General features: G+C 61.6%; 13 protein-coding genes. 6 read left to right on the forward strand and 7 right to left on the reverse strand.

What is annotated here, in order from left to right:
• Positions 1–65: 65 nt before the first annotated feature.
• Positions 66–1,583, forward strand: a complete 1,518-nt coding sequence (locus RSO67_RS25340) for an acyl-CoA synthetase (protein ID WP_315841080.1) — start codon at positions 66–68, stop codon at positions 1,581–1,583.
• A 98-nt stretch (positions 1,584–1,681) separates the two neighbouring features.
• On the opposite strand, the gene RSO67_RS25345 is transcribed toward RSO67_RS25340, so the two are convergent.
• Positions 1,682–3,175, reverse strand: a complete 1,494-nt coding sequence (locus RSO67_RS25345) for an aldehyde dehydrogenase family protein (protein ID WP_315841081.1) — start codon at positions 3,173–3,175, stop codon at positions 1,682–1,684.
• A gap of 260 nt (positions 3,176–3,435) precedes the next feature.
• Here RSO67_RS25345 and RSO67_RS25350 point away from each other — a divergent pair, with 260 nt between their 5' ends.
• Positions 3,436–4,287 (forward strand): SDR family oxidoreductase, encoded by an 852-nt coding sequence (locus RSO67_RS25350; RefSeq protein ID WP_315841082.1) that lies wholly within the window; start codon positions 3,436–3,438, stop codon positions 4,285–4,287.
• 20 nt (positions 4,288–4,307) lie between these two features.
• Entirely contained in the window at positions 4,308–5,288 is a 981-nt protein-coding gene (locus tag RSO67_RS25355) for an aldo/keto reductase (protein ID WP_315841083.1), read from the forward strand.
• 204 nt (positions 5,289–5,492) lie between these two features.
• On the opposite strand, the gene RSO67_RS25360 is transcribed toward RSO67_RS25355, so the two are convergent.
• Positions 5,493–6,995, reverse strand: a complete 1,503-nt coding sequence (locus tag RSO67_RS25360) for an aldehyde dehydrogenase (protein ID WP_315841084.1) — start codon at positions 6,993–6,995, stop codon at positions 5,493–5,495.
• 300 nt (positions 6,996–7,295) lie between these two features.
• On the opposite strand from RSO67_RS25360, the gene RSO67_RS25365 reads away from it, so the two are divergent.
• Both RSO67_RS25365 and RSO67_RS25370 read left to right on the forward strand, forming a co-directional pair.
• Complete coding sequence (locus tag RSO67_RS25365; protein ID WP_315841085.1) at positions 7,296–7,475, forward strand: hypothetical protein; 180 nt, start codon at positions 7,296–7,298, stop codon at positions 7,473–7,475.
• A gap of 115 nt (positions 7,476–7,590) precedes the next feature.
• Positions 7,591–7,809, forward strand: a complete 219-nt coding sequence (locus RSO67_RS25370; protein WP_315841086.1) for a hypothetical protein — start codon at positions 7,591–7,593, stop codon at positions 7,807–7,809.
• A 20-nt stretch (positions 7,810–7,829) separates the two neighbouring features.
• On the opposite strand, the gene RSO67_RS25375 is transcribed toward RSO67_RS25370, so the two are convergent.
• The 4 genes from RSO67_RS25375 to RSO67_RS25390 form a co-directional block, all read right to left on the reverse strand.
• Entirely contained in the window at positions 7,830–7,958 is a 129-nt protein-coding gene (locus tag RSO67_RS25375) for a hypothetical protein (protein ID WP_315841087.1), read from the reverse strand.
• Between the two features lie 100 nt (positions 7,959–8,058).
• Complete coding sequence (locus tag RSO67_RS25380) at positions 8,059–8,202, reverse strand: hypothetical protein (protein ID WP_315841088.1); 144 nt, start codon at positions 8,200–8,202, stop codon at positions 8,059–8,061.
• A gap of 203 nt (positions 8,203–8,405) precedes the next feature.
• Positions 8,406–9,641: an HlyD family type I secretion periplasmic adaptor subunit gene (locus tag RSO67_RS25385; RefSeq protein WP_315841089.1), complete on the reverse strand. Its 1,236-nt coding sequence runs from the start codon at positions 9,639–9,641 to the stop codon at positions 8,406–8,408.
• 99 nt (positions 9,642–9,740) lie between these two features.
• Positions 9,741–11,519 (reverse strand): type I secretion system permease/ATPase, encoded by a 1,779-nt coding sequence (locus tag RSO67_RS25390; protein WP_315841090.1) that lies wholly within the window; start codon positions 11,517–11,519, stop codon positions 9,741–9,743.
• 565 nt (positions 11,520–12,084) lie between these two features.
• On the opposite strand from RSO67_RS25390, the gene RSO67_RS25395 reads away from it, so the two are divergent.
• A complete protein-coding gene (locus RSO67_RS25395; protein WP_315841091.1) occupies positions 12,085–20,418 on the forward strand; it encodes an ExeM/NucH family extracellular endonuclease in 8,334 nt (2,777 codons plus the stop codon).
• A 106-nt stretch (positions 20,419–20,524) separates the two neighbouring features.
• Here the strand turns inward: RSO67_RS25395 and RSO67_RS25400 are convergent, their stop codons facing one another.
• Positions 20,525–21,325 carry a GntR family transcriptional regulator gene (locus RSO67_RS25400; protein WP_315841092.1) on the reverse strand — a complete coding sequence of 267 codons (801 nt, stop codon included), beginning with the start codon at positions 21,323–21,325 and terminating at the stop codon, positions 20,525–20,527.
• Between the last annotated feature and the right edge of the window lie 106 nt (positions 21,326–21,431).

Genomic DNA, 21,431 nt, shown 5'->3' on the forward strand with positions numbered 1-21,431 from the left:
CACATCGACAGAAAAGAGATCGAAGCCGGCAATGGCTTCGTCGAAGAACAGAGTAAGGGCGGACTATGATTATCAGCGGCGATCGGGCGATCGGCTATCCGGACATCATGCAGCGCATCGCCAGGGTGGCCACCGGCTTCAAGAGCCTCGGTGCGGGCGCCGATGCGCCGGTTGGCATGATGCTGCGTAACGATTTCGCCCTGTTCGAGACGGCTTTTGGCGCTGGCGCGCTCGGCGCACGTGTGGTGCCGATCAACTGGCATCTGAAAGGTGAAGAGGTTAGCTATATTCTTGCTGACAGCGGCGCGAAGCTGCTGGTCTGCCACGCCGACTTGCTGCCGCAGATCGCGGAAAGTCTGCCGAAGGGATTGCCGCTTCTGATCGTTCGCACGCCGGCGGAAATCGCAGCGGCCTATGGTATTAGCGAAGCCGCGACGCAGGTGCCTGCCGGTCATACGGACTTCGATGCGTGGCGCGACCAATACGCGCCGATGGACAATGTGCCGAAGCGCGCCCTGACCATGTTCTACACGTCGGGCACGACCGGTCGTCCGAAGGGCGTGACGCGTGCGCCGATGACGCCCGAACAGGCGGCGGCTTCCGAACGCGTCGGTGGCATCGCCTATGGACTGAAGCCGAACGAGAATCAGATCATCCTGATGAACGGGCCAATGTATCACTCGGCGCCGAGTTCCTACGGGCTGATGGCCTTCCGCCATGGTAGCACGATCGTTCTCGAACCGCGCTTCGATCCCGAAGATCTGCTGCAACTGACCGAGCAACACCGCATCACCAACATGCATATGGTGCCGACCATGTTTGTGCGGCTGCTACGGCTGCCGGACGAAGTGAAGTCGGGCTACGATCTGTCATCGCTGCGCTTCATCATCCACGGCGCGGCGCCGTGCCCGATCCATGTGAAGCAGGCAATGATCAGTTGGTGGGGACCGGTCATCAACGAATATCTTGGTTCCACCGAGACCGGCGTGCCGATCTGGCATTCGTCGGAGGAAGCTCTGAGGAAGCCGGGCACGGTCGGCCGCACCATCGAGGGCGGCGTGGTCAAGATCTTCGACGCCGATGGCAAGGAATGTCCGGTCAACGTGCCCGGTGAAATCTTCATGCGGCAGACCTCTGTGCCGGATTTCGACTATCAAGGCCGCCCCGACGCACGGGCGGAAGCCGGTCGTGAGGGCCTGATTAGCGTTGGCGACGTCGGCTATCTCGACGAGGACGGCTATCTGTTCATGTGCGATCGCAAGCGCGACATGGTCATCTCCGGCGGCGTCAACATCTATCCCGCCGAGATCGAGAACACGTTGATCGGCATGGATGGCGTGCGGGACTGCGCGGTGTTCGGCGTGCCCGACGACGAATTCGGCGAACGACTGGTGGGTTGCGTCGAACTCGATGATGATGCGCAGCTCTCCTCGTCCGAGATCCAAGCCTATCTCAAGCAGCGGCTTGCCAACTTCAAGGTGCCGAAGGAAATCCACTTCCACACTGCGTTGCCGCGCGAGTCGACCGGCAAGATCTTCAAGCGCAAGCTGCGCGATCGATACGGTGCCGCGCCGGTCGCTTAATCGCCAATGGTCGTTGCAAGGGCTCCTTGCAATGCCGGCGCAAAAGAAGGCGCCGAGCTCGTTGCTCGGCGCCTTTTCTCTTTCGATGACAGCGGCGATCAGGTGTTGATCCAGACCGCCTTGATGTTGAGATATTCGTCGATGTGATGGACGCCGGACTCGCGGCCATAGCCGCTCATCTTGTAGCCGCCGAACGGCACCGCGGGATCCATCGCCTGATAGCAATTGATCCAGACCGAGCCTGCCTGCAGGGATTTCGCGAGGCGATGCGCCTTGCTGACATCCCTCGTCCAGACGCCGCTGCCGAGACCGAATGTCGTGTTGTTGGCGCGCTGCACCAGTTCGTCCATGTCGGTGAAGGAGATCGCCGAAATCACCGGCCCGAAGATCTCTTCCTGCGCGATCTTCATGGTGTCCTGGACATTGGCGAACACGGTCGGCTGCACGAAGAAGCCCTTCGACAGTTCGCCGTCCATCAGGCGGCCACCGCCGGACAGCGCCTTGGCGCCTTCGCCGCTTCCGGTGGTGAGATAACCGGTGACGCGATCGAGCTGTTCCTTGGAGACCAATGGCCCGAGCTGAGTGTCGGGATTGGCACCATTACCGACTTTCAGCTTCTTGGCGAATTCGGCGACGCGGCCGACGAATTCGTCATAGATCTTCTTTTCGACGAACAGGCGGGTGCCGGCGCTGCAGATCTGGCCCGAATTCGCGAACACCGCCATGGCGGCGCCGGGAACGGCGGCATCGAGGTCGGCATCCGAAAACACGATGTTCGGCGACTTGCCGCCGAGCTCGAGCGACACGCGCTTGAGATTGCCGGCCGAGGCGCGGATGATCGACTGGCCGGTGAAGTGGGAACCGGTGAAGGCGACCTTGTTGACGTCCATATGCGAGGCCAGCGCGGCACCGGCGGTTTCGCCATAGCCTGGCACGACGTTGATGACGCCGGCCGGGAAGCCGGCTTCCAATGCCAGCTCACCGAGGCGTAGCGAGGTCAGCGGCGCTTCTTCCGCCGGCTTCAGCACAATGGTGCAGCCGGTGGCAATGGCAGGGCCGATCTTCCAGATGCTGGCTGACAGCGGCGAGTTCCACGGAATGATTGCGCCGACGACGCCGACGGGCTCCTTCAGCGTGTAGGAGAAGATCTCGCCCGGCAGCGAATTCTCGATGGTTTCGCCGTAGATCAGCGTGGCCTGACCGGCATAGAAGCGTAGCATGCCGAGGATGCGCTGCTTGCCAGCGAAAGTGCGCATGACCGGCGCGCCCATGTCGAGCGTATCGAGCATTGCGAGTTCATCGAAATGCTTCTCGACAAGCTCGGCGAATTTCAGCAGCAGCGCCTGGCGCTCGTAAGGCTTGGCCTTGCTCCATGGGCCTTCGAAGGCGCGGCGGGCGGCGGCGACCGCAAGGTCGATATCCCCAGCATCGCCTTCGGCGACGGTGGCAAGCAGTTCGCCGGTGGCGGGATTATGCGTTTCGAACTTCTTGCCGGATTGGGCGTCCTGCCATTTGCCGTCGATCAGCATCTGCTTGTAGGAGCCGTTCGCGTAAGGGTGCGCGGTGGCAGAGATTGGCTGCATCAAGCCCATTGTGATCCTCCCGGACGTTTGTTTGAAGTGCCGTTGTAGCGCGCGGAATATATCGTTTTCGCGAAACGGGTAAAGGCGGGGAACCCGAAACGACTTGCATGGGAGGTCTTCGCGACCAATTCATGATCGTGAATTCGTTCGCGGTGTCGTGAATGCGGATTAGTGTCGTGCGTGATATTGAGAGCGCCACGCTCATTTGTCCCGATCACGATCCCGATCGATTGGACGCCTTCTAAAATCCCGAATTGCTGGAGTGCACCATGCCCCACGCTGCTCTGTCCCCCGGTTCTGTTGCCGTCATTACGGGAGGCGCCTCCGGCATCGGCCTTGCCGCAGCAATTGCGTTTGCGCGGCTCGGCCTGCGCATCTGCATCATAGATTTGGGCGAAGATCGTCTGGTTGATGCGGCTGGCAAGATCGCCGGTGTGGCGCGCGGCGGGCGTGACGATGTGATGACGGCCGCTGTCGATGTCAGTGACGTCGGCGCGATGACCAGACTAGCCGCCGATGTTCAGGCGCACTTCGGTGGCTGCGACGTGTTGATGAACAATGCCGGCATCCAGGTGCCGACCTCGGCGCTCGGCCCGCGCGACAATTGGGAGCGGCTCATCGGCGTCAATCTGTGGGGCGTCGTCAATGGCTGTCAGGCCTTCGCGGCGGAGATGATTGCGCGCAAGCGGCCGAGCCTGATCATCAATACCGGCTCGAAGCAGGGGATCACCACGCCGCCGGGCAATCCCGCCTACAATGTCTCCAAGGCCGGCGTGAAGGCCTATACCGAGGCGCTGGCGCACGAGCTGCGCAACACCGATGGCTGTCAGGTCTCCGCGCATCTGCTGATCCCCGGCTTTGTCTTCACGCCGCTCGCGGCTGGCGGGCGCAGCGAGAAGCCGGAGGCAGCGTGGACAGCCGAGCAGACCGTGGACTTCATGATGCAACGGCTCGAAGCCGGCGACTTCTATATCCTGTGCCCGGACAACGACGTGCCGCGCGCGCTCGACGAGCGCCGCATGTTGTGGGCCATCGGCGATGTCGTCGAGAACAGGCCGGCGCTATCGCGCTGGCATCCCGATTATGCCGATGCCTTCGCCGAATTCGTGAAACGCAAATAAAACAACGAGGGAGAAACGCCGTGGACTACGTCAAATTTGGAAATACCGGTCTGGATGTCTCGCGTCTGTGTCTGGGGTGCATGACCTATGGCATCTCCGATCGCGGCGCGCATGCATGGACGCTCGATGAAGAGAAGAGCCGGCTGCTGATCAAGCAGGCTATTGAGCTCGGCATCAATTTCTTCGACACGGCGAATGTCTATTCGGATGGCACGTCGGAGGAAATCGTCGGCCGTGCGCTGAAGGATTTCACGCGCCGTGACGATGTGGTGCTGGCGACCAAGGTCTTCAACCGGATGCGGCCGGGGCCGAACGGGGCAGGCCTGTCGCGCAAAGCGATCATGTCCGAGGTTGATCACAGCCTGCGCCGGCTTGGCACCGACTATATCGATCTCTATCAGATCCATCGTCTGGACAAGACCACACCCATCGAGGAGACGCTGGAGGCGCTGCACGACGTCGTGAAAGCCGGCAAGGTCCGCTATATCGGTGCGTCCAGCATGTATGCGTGGCAATTCTCCAAGTCGCTCTATACGTCGCGCCTGAACGGCTGGACCGAATTCGTTAGTATGCAGAACCACGTCAATCTACTGAATCGCGAGGAAGAGCGCGAGATGCTGCCGCTCTGCGCCGATCAGAAGATCGCTGTGATGCCGTGGAGCCCGCTCGCCCGCGGGCGTCTGACGCGCGCGTGGGATGAGGTGAGCGAGCGCCAGAAGACGGACGAGTTCGGCAAGACGCTCTATGTGCAGTCCGAGGCTTCCGATCGCAAGATCGTCGAGCAGGTTGCTGCCGTCGCCAAGGCGCGCGGCGTTCCGCAGGCGCAGGTCGCGATGGCCTGGCTGCTGCAGAAAAAGGGCATCACGTCACCGATCATCGGTGCATCGAAGCCGGGGCATCTGACCGATGCGGTGGCGGCGCTGTCGTTGAAGCTGACGAGTGAGGAGATCGCGGCGCTCGAAGCGCCCTATGTGCCGCATGGGGTGGCGGGGTTCGGTTAGACGAGCGTATCGTCGTCGCCACTCACACCGGCTGTCGTCGCCCGGCCTGGCGCGCGATTGCGCGCTTGGACCGGGCGATCCAGTAAGCGATGGCGCCGGTCGTGTACGGCGTCGTGTCCCTGTTGATGGCAGTGTGTACTGGGTCACCCGGTCAAGCCGGGTGACGACATTTATTTATGTGTGTCGAAGCTGCGCGGGCATCGCTCAGCTATACCGCTTCTCCTGCCCGTCATCGGCATACCAGTCGAAGGTCTCATCCGAGAGATTGACGATCACGTTCTGGATCTGGGTGTATTCCTCATAGGCGACGATGCCGTTTTCGCGGCCGATGCCGCTCATCTTGAAGCCGCCCCAGGGCGAGCAGGGGTCGATGCGGTGGTGGTCGTTGATCCAGACGATGCCACTCTCGAGCTGATGCGCCACACGGTGGGCGCGGGTGACGTCGCGGGTCCAGATCGAGGTCGCCAGCCCGAATTCGGTGCCGTTGGACAGCGCAATCGCTTCCTCCTCGGTATCGAACGGAATGACGACGACCACCGGTCCGAAGATCTCTTCCTGCGCGATCCGCATATTGCCGGTCACGCCAGTGAAGATGGTCGGTTGATGATAGTAGCCGCTCTCGAAGGCCTTGCCGTCCGGTCGCTTGCCGCCGGCGGCGAGCGTCGCGCCTTCTTCCAGACCGATCTTGACGTAGCGTTCGGTCAGCTCGCGCTGCTTGGCTGAGACCAGCGGTCCCATCTGCGTCGCCATGTCCTGCGGATCGCCGATGCGGATCGCATTGGTGCGCTTCACCAGCTCTGCGACGACGGCGTCATGCACGGAGCGTTGCACCAACAGGCGAGCACCTTGCACGCAGGTTTGGCCGGTAGCGATGAAGGACGCGAACAGTGCAGCCGCGACGCCGCGCTCGATGGGCGTATCGTCGAACAGGATGACCGCGGCCTTGCCGCCGAGCTCGGCCGCCACCTTGGTGAGGTTGGCGCCGGCCAGTGATGCCACCATCTTGCCGGTCTCGGTGCCGCCGGTGAGGTCGATCTTCTTGATGCGTTTGCTGGTGGTCAGCGCCTTGCCGGCGGTGGCGCCGTAGCCGGGCACGACATTATAGACGCCGTCGGGCACGCCGGCTTCCTTGAAGATGTCGCCCAGCAGCAGAGGCGTGATCGGTGCCAGTTCGCTCGGCTTCACCACCATCGTATTGCCGGCTGCCATCGACGGCGCGATCTTCTTGGTGAGGATCAGGAGCGGATGATTCCATGGCGTCACATGGCCGACGACGCCCAGCGGGACACGGCGGGTATAGTTCAGGAAGTTGCCGCCGAAGGGCGGGACGGTGTCCTCATGGGTGCGCGCCAGCGCGCCGAAATAGCGAAACCATTCCGGCAGCCGGCCAAGTTGCGCGCTCATCTCGCGGCGGGCGCGGCCGATCTGGTCGACCTCGATGGTCACCAGTTCAGGGAGCTTCTTGGCCAGCAGCTCGCCGGCCCGGTGCATGATGTCGCCGCGGACTGCGCCAGGCGTCGCCGCCCAGATTTTGCCGGCGCGTTCGGCGGCGTCGATGGCCAGGTCGATATCCTTCTCGTGGCCCTCGGCGACATCGGCCAGATGGCTGCGGTCCTTCGGGTTCTCGATCCTGATGGTGCGGCCGGTCGAGGCTGGTTGAAACCGGCCATCGATATAAAGCCCGAACGGGCGACCATCGTTCATCATTGGCATGTCCTTGAATTTGCATCGTGATCGGCCTGACGGCGGTAGCCGCTTCGGCGGACTATGACTAATCAGAAACAGGTGATTTTGCGATCAACGCGCGGTTGCAGCGCGGTGATTGAAGCGGATCGCTGAAACCGATTGCAGAAAGTCGCCTGTGGATTCTTTGAGCCCGGAAAGGCGCTCTTAACCGGTACTCATGCACGTTGGCGATGACGCCGAGGACTCCGGTATCGTTTAATATTGACGCAACGCTTAGCCGATTATTGAAGGCAACCGAAAGCGCGGCAGGAGATTTTTTCAATGACCAAGCTGGACGCAGAAGTCGACGATCTCATCGCCGCCTGCCACGGCGACACCCGTGGCACCGTTGCTGCGCTCATTCTCGTCAACCAGCAGCTCGAGACCGAACTGGCCGAGCTGCGCGCGCAGATGGCCGCACGTCCGTCCGATGACCAGATGGTGCACGCCGTTCTGCACTGATTGGTGACTTGATGCAGCGCAAGTGCGCCACAAGATTCGCGGTGTATAAATTCAATCTCGGCTGGGATTCGGAACGCCCTTTTGGCGTAATCGGAATCTAGGGATGGAGGTTTGAATGCCCAGACAATTTGGACTGAAGGCGACACCGATGGCAGCGTCCGCGCCTGCGGCGTGCAAAACGACGCTTGGCCTGATCGGATGGATGTTTGCGCCGAAGAACCGCGTGTCGCGTGGTGCCGCAGCGGTGAGGCGCTCATCGTCATACACGGCGCTACCCTATGCGCCAGCAAGCTGGCGCGGCTCCCGTGGCCGGCGATCGGTCTCGGTCAACTGAAATCCGTGTGACATCGCGCGCTAGCGCGTCGAGCGTTTGTCGAGGGTGGCTCGTTCCTTGATTGGCGGCTCTTCCAGAAATTTGTTGGTCGGGGATGGGTCGTCCGTCAGCCAGTCCACGAAGTGGACGGCATTTTCGATCCAGTCCATCAATCTCGTCCAGGCGCGTGTCAGGGCATGTGGCATGCCGATTAGTCGCAGATAGCGCGGCTTGGGTTCAGTAGAGCAGCAAGAGCGGTGGATTAGGCTGTCAGGCGGCCTTCATCATTCTTGGCTTGTCGTTGCCAGTTGTGCAGTCGGTGGCGATCTGATCGTCACCCAGTTGCCTGCGACGCAGGGCGGACTGCATCTTGCCGAACACTTCGACGACAGTGCGCAGCTCCTCGATCTGCATCGGCCTCGGTCCCTCGTGATATCCCCGCAAATACCTGGCCGCGGCGACGATCGCCGGCGAAAGCGGCGACTTCAGCTTGTCTTCGCCAAAGCGGGCGTCAGCGAATGAGAAGGAATGCGGTCGCGACGATGAAAACGAGAGCAAGTCCGCCAACCATTCGCCAGTTCTTCGATGCTTCCGCGTTGAGGCCGATGCGATTCGATTTAGTCGTGACGGAACGAGCGAGCCAGTTGGTCCTCGATTGGCTTGCGGAGATAGGCGAATGCCGTACGGGAGCCATTCTGAATATAGGCTTCGACCGGCATACCCGGGACAAGTGCCTTCTGGCCGAGCTTGGCGAGTTCTCCGTCGACGAGGGCAATACGCGCGACATAATAGGACACACCGGACTGCGGGTCTTTTGTGAGATCGGCCGCTATGCGGGTAAGTCTTCCGTTGAGATCCGGCGTGACAGCGGAATCGAATGCGGTGAAACGCAGCTTCGCGGATTGACCTAATCGGAGGCGGTCAATCATTTGCGGATCGACCCGCGCCTCGACCACGAGAGAATCTTTCTCCGGAACGATGAGCATCAACTGCTCGCCCGCGGTAATAACGCCGCCCACCGTATGAATCGTCTTCTGGTGAACCATCCCGTCCTGTGGCGCCCGCAGCATCACGCGCGCGAGTTGATCGACCGCCGCGATCCGGCGCTCGGAGAGATCGGCTATCTTGATCTCCACCTCGCGTAGCTCGGTCGCGATCTCGCGTCGCTGATCCTGCACGACCTGCAAGGTCTGTAGTTCTGTCTCGGTGATGCGGCCTTTGGCCCGCGCCGTTTCGGCGATCAATTGCCCTTCCTCGCCGATCAATCGCGCAGCCTCGCGTTCGAGTGTGGTCAGCCGTGCGTAGGGAATTAGGTTTTTCTCGAAGAGCTGGCGAACCCCTTCGAGTTCGCGTTGGATCAGCCGGATCTGTTCGCGCTTCGACTCGATCTGAGCGGCAAGGCCATGGATCTCCTCACCGATCTGCGACGTGCGCTCGCGCAGTTGCGACTGTTGGCCGCTGACGGCTTCGCGTCGTCTGAGCAACAGGCTTGTCTCACCGGCGACGATCTCGGCGATCGCAGGCAACTCGATACGGTCCGCAAGCTCGCCCGGTATCACGAAAGCGTCGCGGCCATCCTGTTCCGCGCGCAGCCGCGCTCGGCGCGTCCAGAACTGGTTGAGCTGGTTTTTGATCAGCGCCAGGTTGGCTCGCGTCATGGTCTCGTCAAGCCGGACCAGAACGTCGCCTGCGCGCACGCGGTCCCCGTCATTGACAAGAATTTCGGCGACCACCCCGCCGGTCGGATGCTGAATCCTGCGCACGTTGCTATCGACGACGATCTGTGCGGGCGCTATCACCGCGCTCGCGAGTGGCGCGGTTGCCGCCCAGACGCCAGCGGTGGAGATCGCCACGGCGAGTATAGCCAGCCCCGCATATGTAGTGCGCCGGATATCGCGGAAGGGATCAGGGCGGCTTGGGTTGGACGCTGCAGAATTTGGCATCAGGTTTCCTCAGCTTCGGCCGTCAGCGGTCATGCGAACTTCGTGCACCGGCTGTGGCGCCACCTGGTTTGCAGGGTGTTGCGAAGCAAGCGCCTTGCGCAGGACTTCATCTTTCGGACCAAATGCCTGGACCTGGCCATTGGCGAGCGTCATCACGAGATCGACCCCTGCGAGAGCCGCCGGGCGGTGCGCGACGATGATGGCGATTCCGCCGCGCTCACGTACGCCCTTGATTGCCTGAGTCAAAGCAGCGTCGCCTTCGACGTCGAGATTAGCATTCGGTTCGTCGAGCACCACCATGAACGGGTCCCTATAGAGCGCGCGTGCAAGCGCTACCCGTTGCCGCTGCCCACCAGAGAGGGCAGCGCCGGCTTCGCCGATCCGCATTTCGAAGCCCTTTGGCAGGTTGAGGATCATGTCATAGGCGCCGGCGGCTTTCGCGGCGGCAATGACAGTCGGTCCATCCATCTCCGGATCGAAACGGGCAATGTTCTCAGCCACCGTGCCGTCGAACAGTTCGACATCTTGCGGCAAGTAGCCCATCAAGCCGCCCCGAACTTCCGCGGGCCACTGGTCGAGGGTTGCGCCATCGAGGCGGATCTCGCCGCGCGCAGCAGGCCAGATCCCGACCAGCGCACGCGCCAACGTGGATTTGCCTGACGCTGACGGTCCGATGATTCCAACAGCCTGGCCGGCCTTGAGCTGGAACGTGGCATTCTGAACGATGGCCTTGGTGCCACCCGGCGCGGCGACGAAAACCTGATCGACCGTGAGAATGTGTTGAGCACGTTCCGGCGCAACGGCAGAAGGGCTCTCGTCTTGAGACGACAGCGCTTCGCGTAGCCGCTGCCAGGCCTGGCGGGCGCCGACGAAAGGACGCCAAACCGAGATCGCCAGTTCGACGGGAGCCAGCGCACGGCTGCCCATGATCGAGGAGGCAATCATGACACCACTGCTGGCCTGTCCTTCGATTACCAGCCAAGCGCCTAATCCGAGCAATGCCGATTGCAAGATGAACCGCAGGGTCTTCGACAGCGTGCCAAGTGCACCAGCAATGTCGGAACCGTTCTGCTGAGCGGCGATCTGATCGGCATTGGCTGCGCCGATGCGTGAGATGACGCGTCGCTCCATGCCGAGGGCGGCGACGACCTCGGCATTGCGGCGTCCGGCCTCCAGCTGGATGTTGCGTATGGCGGCATTTCGGGATGCTTCTCGCGTGGGCTTCCGCGTCAGAATTTCCGTGAGAAGAGCAATGCCGAACAGAATGGTTGCGCCGCCGACCAGGGTCCATCCAAGATACGGATGCAGTAGGAAGCACCCGGCGAGATATAGCGGCATCCATGGCAGATCGAACAGCGTTGTCGGCCCGAGGCCGGACAGGAACCCGCGCACTGAATCCAGATCATGCGCGAGTTGAACACCGCCGCCGCGGCTGGACTTCAACGGTGATCGCAGAATGGCGGAATTCACTGGCTCCCACAGTGCACCATCAAGTGCAGCTCCGATGCGTGTGAGGATCCGCTGGCGCAGCCAGTCGAATACGCCCTGCACGGCGTAGATCGCAATTACGATAACCGACAGCGATACGAGAGTAGGAATGCTGCGTGAGGGAATGACGCGGTCATAGACCTGCAGCATGTAGATGGATCCGGTCAGCATCAGGATGTTGACCACGGCGGAGAACAACCCGACAGACAGGAATGCGCTGCGACAAGAAGCGAGAGCAGCGCTCGGAAGGTCTCGGTGTCTCGATCCGGCTGCTCTGTCTGCCGAAAATGCTGTGGTCATATTTCACCTGGGCCAGTAAGCGACAGCGATGCGCGCCGATCGAGTTCGTTATCTGGCTTCAGCGTCAACTACGTGACAGCGCGTGGACTGCGTGCGCGTGCGACGATGCAGTCGCTCGATCGGCCACACGAATTACGAGCGATGTTGCGCGGCAAGACACTGCAACAGCAAACATATTTGTTCTTGCGCATCGTGTGCGTGAACTTCGACCGTTGTCTGTCGCGTGATCGTTGGAGATTTCGAATTCAGTGTCGCTCGATCAGTTCCATCGTCCTTCGATGCGAGCTGCTACCAATCCGAGGTGGAGCAATGCGCAACGCTTTGCACTTTTGCTGGTGTGGCACGATGTCGCGATTTTCTGTGTCGCCTTTGTAGAGTCGAGCAAAAAGAGCTGTCGGCGCGGGGCTTCACTGCGACGTTAGAAACCAGTCACGCGGCTGTTAAATCGACGTGGCTACATCCGGCGCATTAACTTTTCGTTAACCAACAGGCGGTCGGTCGCGCGCCTTCGCATTTGCGGAGCGAGCGATGTTCGACGCGCGCCTCAATGATGGAAGCAGATTTCATGTCAACGACATATCACGCTCTTGCCGTTAGCGATCTCGTGCAGGATTGGTCCAATGCCGGCGCGATCAACGCCGATGACAATTGGTCTTCCGTTCCATCGATCGTCGGCTATCTCGGTGACATCAACGCTGGTTCGCCAACTGGCACCGATCCGCGGACATTGACCGGCGCTGGGCTCGGCGCCGTCGATGTGATCGCCAATCAGACCGCCCCGAATTCTCTTACCAATGGCGGCGTTGCGGAATTCGCTGTTGCCAATCCGACCATTGCGCTGAACGGCTCGGGTACTGCCGACGCGCCGAGCCTCGTGCTTTATCTCGATGCGAGCGGCCGCGATAATGTGCGGCTGACTTTCAATGCGCGCGATCTCGACGGCAGCGCAGACGATGCGTCCCAGCCAATTGCGGTGCAGTACCGGATGGGTTCCACCGGGACCTGGACGAATGTGCCGGGTGGCTACGCTGCCGACGTGACTACCGCGAATGCCGCTACTCAAGTGACGCCTTTCAATTTGCTGCTGCCGTCCGAAGTCAATGGGCACGCGGACTTGCAGGTCCGGATTCTCACCACCAATGCCGGTGGCAATGACGAGTGGGTCGGGATCGACGATATCCGCGTTACGAGCAATGCCAGCACCCCGGTCGTAGGCCAGACTGTCGGCTTTTCCGCAGGCACGGTGTCGGTCTCGCATGACGAGGGCAATAACGGCTCGACCGTCTATCAATTCACCGTGGAGCGCAGCGGTGGCGCCGATGGCGATGTCTCGTTCTCCGGAACCATCGCCTCCGCGCAGACCGACGCATCGGACTTCGTCGGAAGCGTGCCGAGTAGCTTTAGCGGCGTGATTCCGGCTGGGCAGGGCTCGGCAACGGTGACCGTTGTGGTCGCCGGTGACACCACCAGCGAGCCGAATGAAAATTTCACGCTGACGCTTCAGAGCGCTTCCAATTCCGCCGCCGTGGCGACCACGATTGGCATTGCACAAGCCACCGGCACCATCGTCAATGATGATGTTGCGATTACCAAGATCAGCGCCATCCAGGGCGCGGGCGCCACCAGCGGAATGGTCGGCCAGACGGTCACCGTCGAAGCCATCGTCGTTGGCGATTTCCAGAACGGGGACGGCGATAACAGCCGCAACCTGAACGGCTTCTATGTTCAGGAAGAGGTGACCGACTCCGACGGTAATGTCCTGACCTCCGAAGCCATCTTCGTATTCGGCGGCAACGGCGACGTGGCCGTCGGCGACCGTGTCCGTGTCACCGGCTCGATCAGCGAGTATTTCGGTCTCACCGAACTCACCGCGACCAACATTTCCGTGGTTGAAGCGGGGGCAGTTGCCGATATCAGCACGATGGCGACCGTGATCGATCTGCCGGGTGCCGACACCACGCTGAGCCAGGACGGCGACTATCAGCCGAACCTCGAAGCCTATGAGGGTATGCTGGTCACGCTGCCAGAGACGCTCGTGATCACCGAGCAGTTCAACCTCGATCGCTTCAATGAAATCAAGCTGGTAGCAGGCGATCGCCCGGCCCAGTTCACTCAGGAAAATGCGCCGGACGCTGCAGCCTACCAGGCCTATCTGGCCGAACTCGGCTCGCGCACCATCACCTACGATGACGGCCTGAACGCGCAGAACGCGGCCATCAGCAATCTCGATGGTTTCGGCTCGACCTACAACACCGCCACTGCGCCGCGGATGGGAGACACGATCACCGGGCTGACTGGCGTGCTGGACTATCAGTGGGCTGGCAATGCCGCATCGGGCGCGACCTGGCGGGTCCGCTCGGTCGAGAACGGCATTAATACGTTCGAAGACGGCGCCGCGCCGCGGACTGCTGCGCCCGATGACGTCGGCGGTACGCTCCAGGTCGCAAGCTTCAACGTCCTGAATTTCTTCAAGACGCTGGATAATGGCGCCAGCACCGCCATCGGCCAGGAGCCGCGCGGCGCCAACGACGCCGTCGAATTCTCCCGCCAGACTGGCAAGCTCGTCGATACCATTCTTGCAATGGATGTCGACGTGTTGGCGCTGACCGAGCTTGAGAACGATTTTCTGCCGGGTTCGTCTGGCAATGCGATCGAATATCTGGTCGGCCAGCTCAATGCCGCTGCGGGTCCCGGCACCTATGCCTGGGTCAATCCCGGTCAGCAATTTGTTGGTGGCGATGCCATCGCTGTCGGCTTCATCTACAAGACCGCGGATGTGAAAATCGCGGACGGGACGACGGTCGCGATCCTCAACGATGCCGATTTGCCTGGACTCGGGCTTTCTGGCCTGCTGAGCCAGAGCTCCGTCGGGCATATCTTCGACGGCGCGAATACCAGCCGCAATGCGCTTGCGGTGACGTTCGAGCAGATCGCCACCGGAGAAACTTTCACCGCAATCGCTAACCACCTCAAATCCAAGAGCGGCACCGGCACCGGCCTCGACGCTGACCAGGGTGACGGTCAGGGTAACTGGCAGAACCAGCGCGAACTCGCGGCGACTGCGCTCACCGCTTGGGCCAATAGCGACCCGACCGGTTCCGGCGACAGCGACGTGCTGATGCTCGGCGATTTCAACAGCTACGCCAAGGAGCAGGCAACGGGCATCATCGAGAATGCAGGCTATGAGAACCTGCATGATCGCGAGGGTGATGCTTATTCTTATGTCTTCGACGGTCAGACCGGCACCCTAGACTATGCTTTCGCGAATGACAGCCTGTCGTCGCAGGTTACTGGCGTGACTACCTGGCACATCAATGCCGATGAGGCCGATGCCCTCGACTATAACACCGACTTTTCGCGCGATCCGGCGATCTTCGATGCCGATACGAATGTCCGCGTTTCCGACCACGATCCGGTCATCGTTGGCCTCGATCTGAACCAGAACCAGACGCCGTCGACCTACAGGCTGCAGATATTGCATGCGTCGGATTTCGAGGCCGGTCTCGATGCGGTCGATCGTGCCGGCAATTTTGCCGCCATCGTCGATTACCTCGAAGAGACACAGGCGAATTCGATCACGCTGTCGTCGGGCGACAACTTCATCCCCAGCCCGTTCTTCAGTGCTGGCAGCGACGCTTCGCTGAAGGAAGTATATGAGACCGCCCTCGAGACCTATTACGGTCTTGCCAGCGGCACGCTGAACATCACGCCCGGCTTCGGCAGCGCCGACATCTCGATGCTGAACATCATCGGCGTGCAGGCCTCGGCGATCGGCAATCACGAATTCGACGCCGGCACCAACCCGCTCGCAGCGATCATGCGGCAGACTGCCGGCTTCCCGGGCGCACAGTTCCCGTTTCTATCTGCCAATCTGGATTTCTCGGGCGATCCCAATCTCGCCGGCCTCTACACCAGTCTCATCCAGAACGCTGACAACTATTCCGGCTTCCCGCCGGCCGTCGGTATCGGCAAGAAGATCGCGCCTGCGACCATCATCGAGGAGGGCGGCGAAAAGATCGGCGTGGTGGGTGCCACCACCCAGATCGTCGAAAGCATTTCCTCGACGGGCGGCGTCGAAGTGATCGGCGACGATGTTGACGACATGGTCGCACTTGCTGCGATCCTGCAGCCGACCATCGACAGTCTGATCGCCCAGGGTATCAACAAGATCATCCTGGTCAGCCATCTCCAGCAGATCGCGTTCGAGCAGGCGCTTGCACCGTTGCTGCACGGCGTCGACATCATCATCTCGGGCGGATCGAACACGCTGCTTGCCGATGCACAGGATACGCTGCGTCCAGGCGACACCGCCGATGGCACTTACCCGATCGTGACCCACAATGCCGATGGCAACACCACGCTGATTGTCAATACCGATGGCGAATACTCCTATGTCGGCCGCCTGGTGGTCGATTTCGACGCCAATGGCAATGTCATCGCGGGCAGCGTCGATCCGAATGTCAGCGGTGCCTATGCGACCACCGACGGACGGGTCGCCGATCTCTATGACGACGTCATCGATGTCGACGGCGACGGCGATATCGATGCGGCGGATGCCAATCCGTTTGCCGAGGGCAGCAAGGGTGATCTCGTCAACGACATCGCCCAGGGCGTCGGCAATGTGATCGACGCTCAGGACGGCAATCTGTTTGGCAGCACCAATGTCTATCTGGAAGGCCGTCGCGGCGAGGTCCGCACCGAGGAGACCAATCTGGGCGACCTCACGGCCGACGCCAATCTCTGGTACGCCCAGAAGGCCGATGCGACGGTGATGGTCTCGATCAAGAATGGCGGCGGTGTCCGCGATTCGATCGGCAGCGTCTCCGCAGTGGGCGGCGTCGCCCAAGAGAATCCGCCATCGGCCAATCCCGGTGTCGGCAAGGAAGAGGGCGACATCTCGCAGCTCGACATCGCCAACTCGCTGCGCTTCAACAATGCCCTGTCCATGGTGACCGTGACGGCAACGCAGTTGCTGACAGTGCTGGAGCATGCGGTGGCCGCGACTGCGAATGGCGCCACCCCCGGTCAGTTCGCACAGGTCGGCGGGATCGCTTACTCCTTCGACAAGGATAGCCCGGCCGGCAACCGTATTCAGTCGGCCGCGCTGATCGACGAGAACGGCAATCCCGTTCTTGCTCTGGTCGAGAACGGTGAGCTCGTTGTCGATGCCAATATGGCGATCCGGGTCGTGACGCTGAGCTTCCTGCTCACGGGCGGCGACGGCTATCCGTTCGCGAGCTTCATTGCGGCGAATCCGGCCTTTGCCAATGTTGTGAACCTGTCTCCGAATCTCGTGCCCGATGCCGGTCAGGTGGCCAACTTCGCGGCTGAAGGCACCGAACAGGACGCGTTCGCCGAATATCTCGCGGCGCACTATTCCGAAACGGCCTACGATGTCCTCGATACCGACCGCGCGCATGACACACGGATCCAAAACCTCGACTATCGGTCGGATACGGTGCTCTCCGTGCAGCCGATCGTGCTGGTCGGCGACGACGATGACAACATCCTCACCGGCGCACTCGGCAACGATACGATCTCCGGCGGCGAGGGCGATGACACGCTGACAGGTCTTGGCGGTGATGATAACCTCGAGGGCGGCGAAGGCGACGATACGCTGCTCGGCGGTGCGGGGAATGATACGCTCGCCGGTGGCGAGGGTGACGACGCCCTCAGCGGCGATGCTGGCAACGATGTTCTCGCAGGCGGCGAAGGTGACGACACGCTTTCTGGTGGCGCCGGTGACGACGTTCTCGACGGCGGCGAGGGGTACGATACGCTGGATGGCGGCGCAGGCAACGACCGGTTGATTGCCGGAGCCGGCGATATCGCGTCCGGCGGCGACGGCGACGACGTCATCGAAGTCTCGACCGACGATTACGCGCCGGCATCGATCGATGGCGGTGCAGGCAACGACACGGTCAAGCTGGTCGGCGGCGGCACCGGTTCGCTGGATGGCTCGACGGTGATCAATGTCGAGAATCTGCTGGTCCATGGTGGCGCCTGGACCGTGGGCTCCACGGTCAGTTACGACCATGTCACTGTGGAAGACGGAGCGACGCTGGAATCCGGCGTGACGCGCAACGGTGCCGACACGCTGGTGATCGCCGCAGGCGGTAAGCTGATCGCCGGTACCGCCATCCTCTGGTCGGGTGGCGGCGCCGCTGTGGTCGACAATGCCGGCCTGATCGAAGGATCGAGCCGCGTGCTCAACACCACGTCCGGTGCGACGGGGTCGCTGGTCTTCAACAACGCAACGGGCGGCACCGTGCGCGGAGCGCTGAACCCGCAACAGGCGGGACACGCCGATGCGACCATCACCATCAACAATGCCGGCGTCATGGAAGCGGGCGGTCGTGTCCTGGACTTCCGCAACTTCGATGGCGCCGGAGCCTCGGCGGTCATCAACAACCTTGCCGGCGGCATCATCCGCCAGTACGGCAGCGACACCGATGTGATCCGCCCCGGCAATGACGGGGTTGTCAACAACTGGGGCACGATCACGACCGATCCGACCTTCGTCGGCGGAGGCGACCTGATCGACTTCCAGAGCGATACCGGCGGCAAGGTCAACAACTATGCCGGTGGTCTGATGGAGGGCTCGCGCCATGTCGTGACCGGCGACAATGCCGTGACCGTTGTCAACTCAGGCACGATGATCGGTCGCAACGGCTCGGCGGTGAACATCGACAATGGCGGCTCCGAGGCCGAGAAGGTCTTCATCACCAATCACGGCATTATGGAAGGCCGCTCTGCCGAACTCACCGACTCCGATGGCGACGCCATCGATGTCGATGGTCTGGTGCAGGTCCTCAATTACGGCCGTATCTCCGGTCTCGGTGCCGAAGGGTATCATGACGGCGAGCCGAACGTCTCCGAGGCCATCGCCATGGGTGGAGGCTCTGTCGTCAACAGCGCCACGGGCGAGATCTACGGTTACGGTCGCGCCATCCAGGTGGACAATTCCGGCAATGCCGCCGCGTTCGGCGCCAGCACGATTGTCAATGATGGTCTCATCAAGGGCGACGGGCACGGTCCGGAAGGCGTGGCTCCAGCTGATGCCGCTCGTTTCGACCTGCGCGGCAACGAGGCGATCAATCTGGTCGGTGACTATGAGGATTTCGTCGGCAACAACAGCACGGGCCGGATCATCGGCGGCGTATCGATGGGCGGAGCCAGGGACACCCTGAACAACTCCGGTTCGATCGTTGCGACCGGTGGATCGGCGATCGACATGGGCGCCGGCAACGACCAGGTGAACCTCTATGTCGGTGCGTCGGTGACCGGCAAGATCCTGCTCGGGACCGGTGACGACGTCGCTCTCTCGACCTCGGCTGGCGGCTTCGAGATCGATGGCGGCGACGGCAGCGATACGATGGCCATGGACTACGCATATGGCGGTGCTGACATCCTCAGCGGCGGAAACGGCAACGACTACATCTATGCCGGTGCAGGCAACGATCAGGTCGATGGCGGAGCTGACGACGATACGCTCTATGGCAATGACGGCGATGACCTGATCAAGGGCGGATCTGGCAATGACGATATCGCCGGCGGCATTGGAGCTGACACCATTCATGGTGATGGCGGCAATGACAGCATCGATGGTGGCGAAGGGAACGATACCGTCTTCTACACGGGAACGTTCAACAACCACGGCTACGCGTTGAACACGGACGGCTCCATCAAGGTCACCGACCTGCGCAATGGTGCGCCGGACGGGCTCGACACGCTGCGTAATGTCGAGCAGCTCAATTTTGTCGATGGGGCCTGGAAGCTAGTGGTCGGCACCAACGGCGACGACGCGATCACCGGTTCTGCCGGCAATGATCTCGTGTTCGGCGGCAGCGGAAATGATACTTTCCTCGGTACCGGCGGGCTGGATACCTATGACGGCGGCGACGGCGCCGACACGATCGACTACAGCCAGATCACATTCAAGGTGACGGTCGATCTTGCCTCCGGGCTCGCTTACTACCCCGGCTATCTTGCCGGCGCCGATCACTTCAGCAATATCGAGAATGCGATCGGGACCGGCTATGACGATCTTCTGATCGGAACCAGCGGTGCCAACACGCTGATTGGTGGCGCGGGCAACGACGTTCTGAACGGCGGCGACGGCGACGACGTCCTGCGCGGCGGTGCCGGCAACGACACGATCGACGGCGGAGCGGGCTATGATGTGCTCGACCTGTCGGATGCGACCGGAGCGTTGACGGTCAACTACGCGGCCGGAACGGTGACGGGTGCCGGGATCGGGACCGATCATTTCACCGGCATCGAGTCGATCCTGTTCGGTACGGGGAATGATCAGATCACCGGCGGCAACGGTGACGACACCTTCGACGGCGGTGCCGGCAACGACACCATCAATGGCGGTGCGGGTGACGATGCACTCAGCGGCGGCGTGGGTGACGACGCGATCGACGGTGGTTCCGGTGACGACGTGGTGTCCGGCGGCATCGGCAACGATACGCTGAAGGCCGGCTCCGGCGATGACAGCGTCGATGGCGGCGACGGTAACGACATCATCGATGCCGGCTCGGGCGACGACATCATCGTGGCCGGCGCGGGTGCGGACAAGGTGAATGCCGGCTCCGGCAACGACATCGTCGGCGGTGGAACCGGCGACGATATCCTGACTGGCGGTTCTGGCTCCGACGTGTTCGTATTCGCTGCCGGGTTCGGAAAGGATATGATCACCGACTTCGCCGCGAGCGGATCTTCCAAGGACTTCATCCAGTTCTCCAGCGATCTGTTCTCCGACTATGCCGATGTGATGTCTCACACCGCCCAGGTCGGCAGCAGCATCGTGGTGACGCTGGATGAAAACCACGCAGTTACGCTCGCCAACACCAGCTTGGCGTCGCTTACCGCTGACGACTTCCGCTTCGTCTAGCGACGGACATGGCACACGGGGCGTTACGAACGCCCCGTGCGCCCCTTACGCTTTTGCGTTAATAAGTTGCGGTCGCTACCGTCTGAGCCTGCAGCCCCGTCGCATTTCACCCGCGCGAAACGGGCGCAGTGTCCGCCGGTGTAATATCGTGCCCATCGCTATGTGTTAGCGCGCTCAGGTCGAATGTCTCTCCGCGAATGCGCGATAGGGTGGACAAGGCGCGATCGCGATCACTTTCCAGAAGCTGACCGAGATGTGTGACAGCGGCATTCGGCTTGCGCTGCCGGATCGCCTTCAATGTCGATGCCATCAGGTCGGCGCTGAGCCGGCGGATGTCGCGGGTCTGATAGTCCAGCGGCGTCTTCCATATGGTTTCCCATACGGTTTGATTGGCAAGGTCGGTGAGCAGTTCGACGAGCAGTTCGTTGCCCGAGCCGCGCGCAATGGTCTTTACCGCGCGCGTCGTGGTATGTGCGAAAGCCATTGGATCATCGATCTCGACTGCGACTCTCAACTCGTCGCAGCGGCGCGCCAATGTGTCGATGAAGCTTTCGACTGGCGTGGTCGCCATGGTGCGCACTGCCAGCATCGACAGTGCGGTGCGGACATTAAACAGGTCAGCCACCGATTTGAGTGATAGCGGCCTGATATAGGCGCCGCGCCGCGGAAAGATGTCGACCAGGCGCCGGCGCTCGAGAATGCGGATCGCTTCACGGATTGGGCCACGGCTGACGCCGAAATCGCGCGCCAGGTCGAGTTCGACAAGACGCTCGCCCGCTTTGCGGCGGCCGGAGACGATCTCAGCACCGAGTTCCTCCGCAACCTGGTCAGGGATCGTGCGCGGCGCAAATCGCCGTTCGACGTCGTGCTGGTTATCATTGAATGGCCTGCGAAGTGTCGCTGCCATGGCCGCCTCCTGTCGATGCACGCTTGCCGCGTCATACGGTCCTGTCTACCGCAGAAGTCAATTGTTGACAATTGACAGTCGATGACCTTTCATTGGGCTACTGTCG

Source organism: Tardiphaga sp. 709 (assembly GCF_032401055.1).
In the GTDB taxonomy this organism is placed as follows: Bacteria; Pseudomonadota; Alphaproteobacteria; order Rhizobiales; family Xanthobacteraceae; genus Tardiphaga.

Coding starts and splice junctions, on each gene's coding strand:
- RSO67_RS25365 (WP_315841085.1), top strand. CDS start 7,296: ATGACCAAGCTGGACGCAGAAGTCGACGATCTCATCGCCGCCTGCCAC.
- RSO67_RS25380 (WP_315841088.1), bottom strand. CDS start 8,202: ATGCAGATCGAGGAGCTGCGCACTGTCGTCGAAGTGTTCGGCAAGATG.
- RSO67_RS25345 (WP_315841081.1), bottom strand. CDS start 3,175: ATGGGCTTGATGCAGCCAATCTCTGCCACCGCGCACCCTTACGCGAAC.
- RSO67_RS25395 (WP_315841091.1), top strand. CDS start 12,085: ATGTCAACGACATATCACGCTCTTGCCGTTAGCGATCTCGTGCAGGAT.
- RSO67_RS25340 (WP_315841080.1), top strand. CDS start 66: ATGATTATCAGCGGCGATCGGGCGATCGGCTATCCGGACATCATGCAG.
- RSO67_RS25360 (WP_315841084.1), bottom strand. CDS start 6,995: ATGATGAACGATGGTCGCCCGTTCGGGCTTTATATCGATGGCCGGTTT.
- RSO67_RS25370 (WP_315841086.1), top strand. CDS start 7,591: ATGCCCAGACAATTTGGACTGAAGGCGACACCGATGGCAGCGTCCGCG.
- RSO67_RS25390 (WP_315841090.1), bottom strand. CDS start 11,519: ATGACCACAGCATTTTCGGCAGACAGAGCAGCCGGATCGAGACACCGA.
- RSO67_RS25350 (WP_315841082.1), top strand. CDS start 3,436: ATGCCCCACGCTGCTCTGTCCCCCGGTTCTGTTGCCGTCATTACGGGA.
- RSO67_RS25400 (WP_315841092.1), bottom strand. CDS start 21,325: ATGGCAGCGACACTTCGCAGGCCATTCAATGATAACCAGCACGACGTC.
- RSO67_RS25375 (WP_315841087.1), bottom strand. CDS start 7,958: ATGGACTGGATCGAAAATGCCGTCCACTTCGTGGACTGGCTGACGGAC.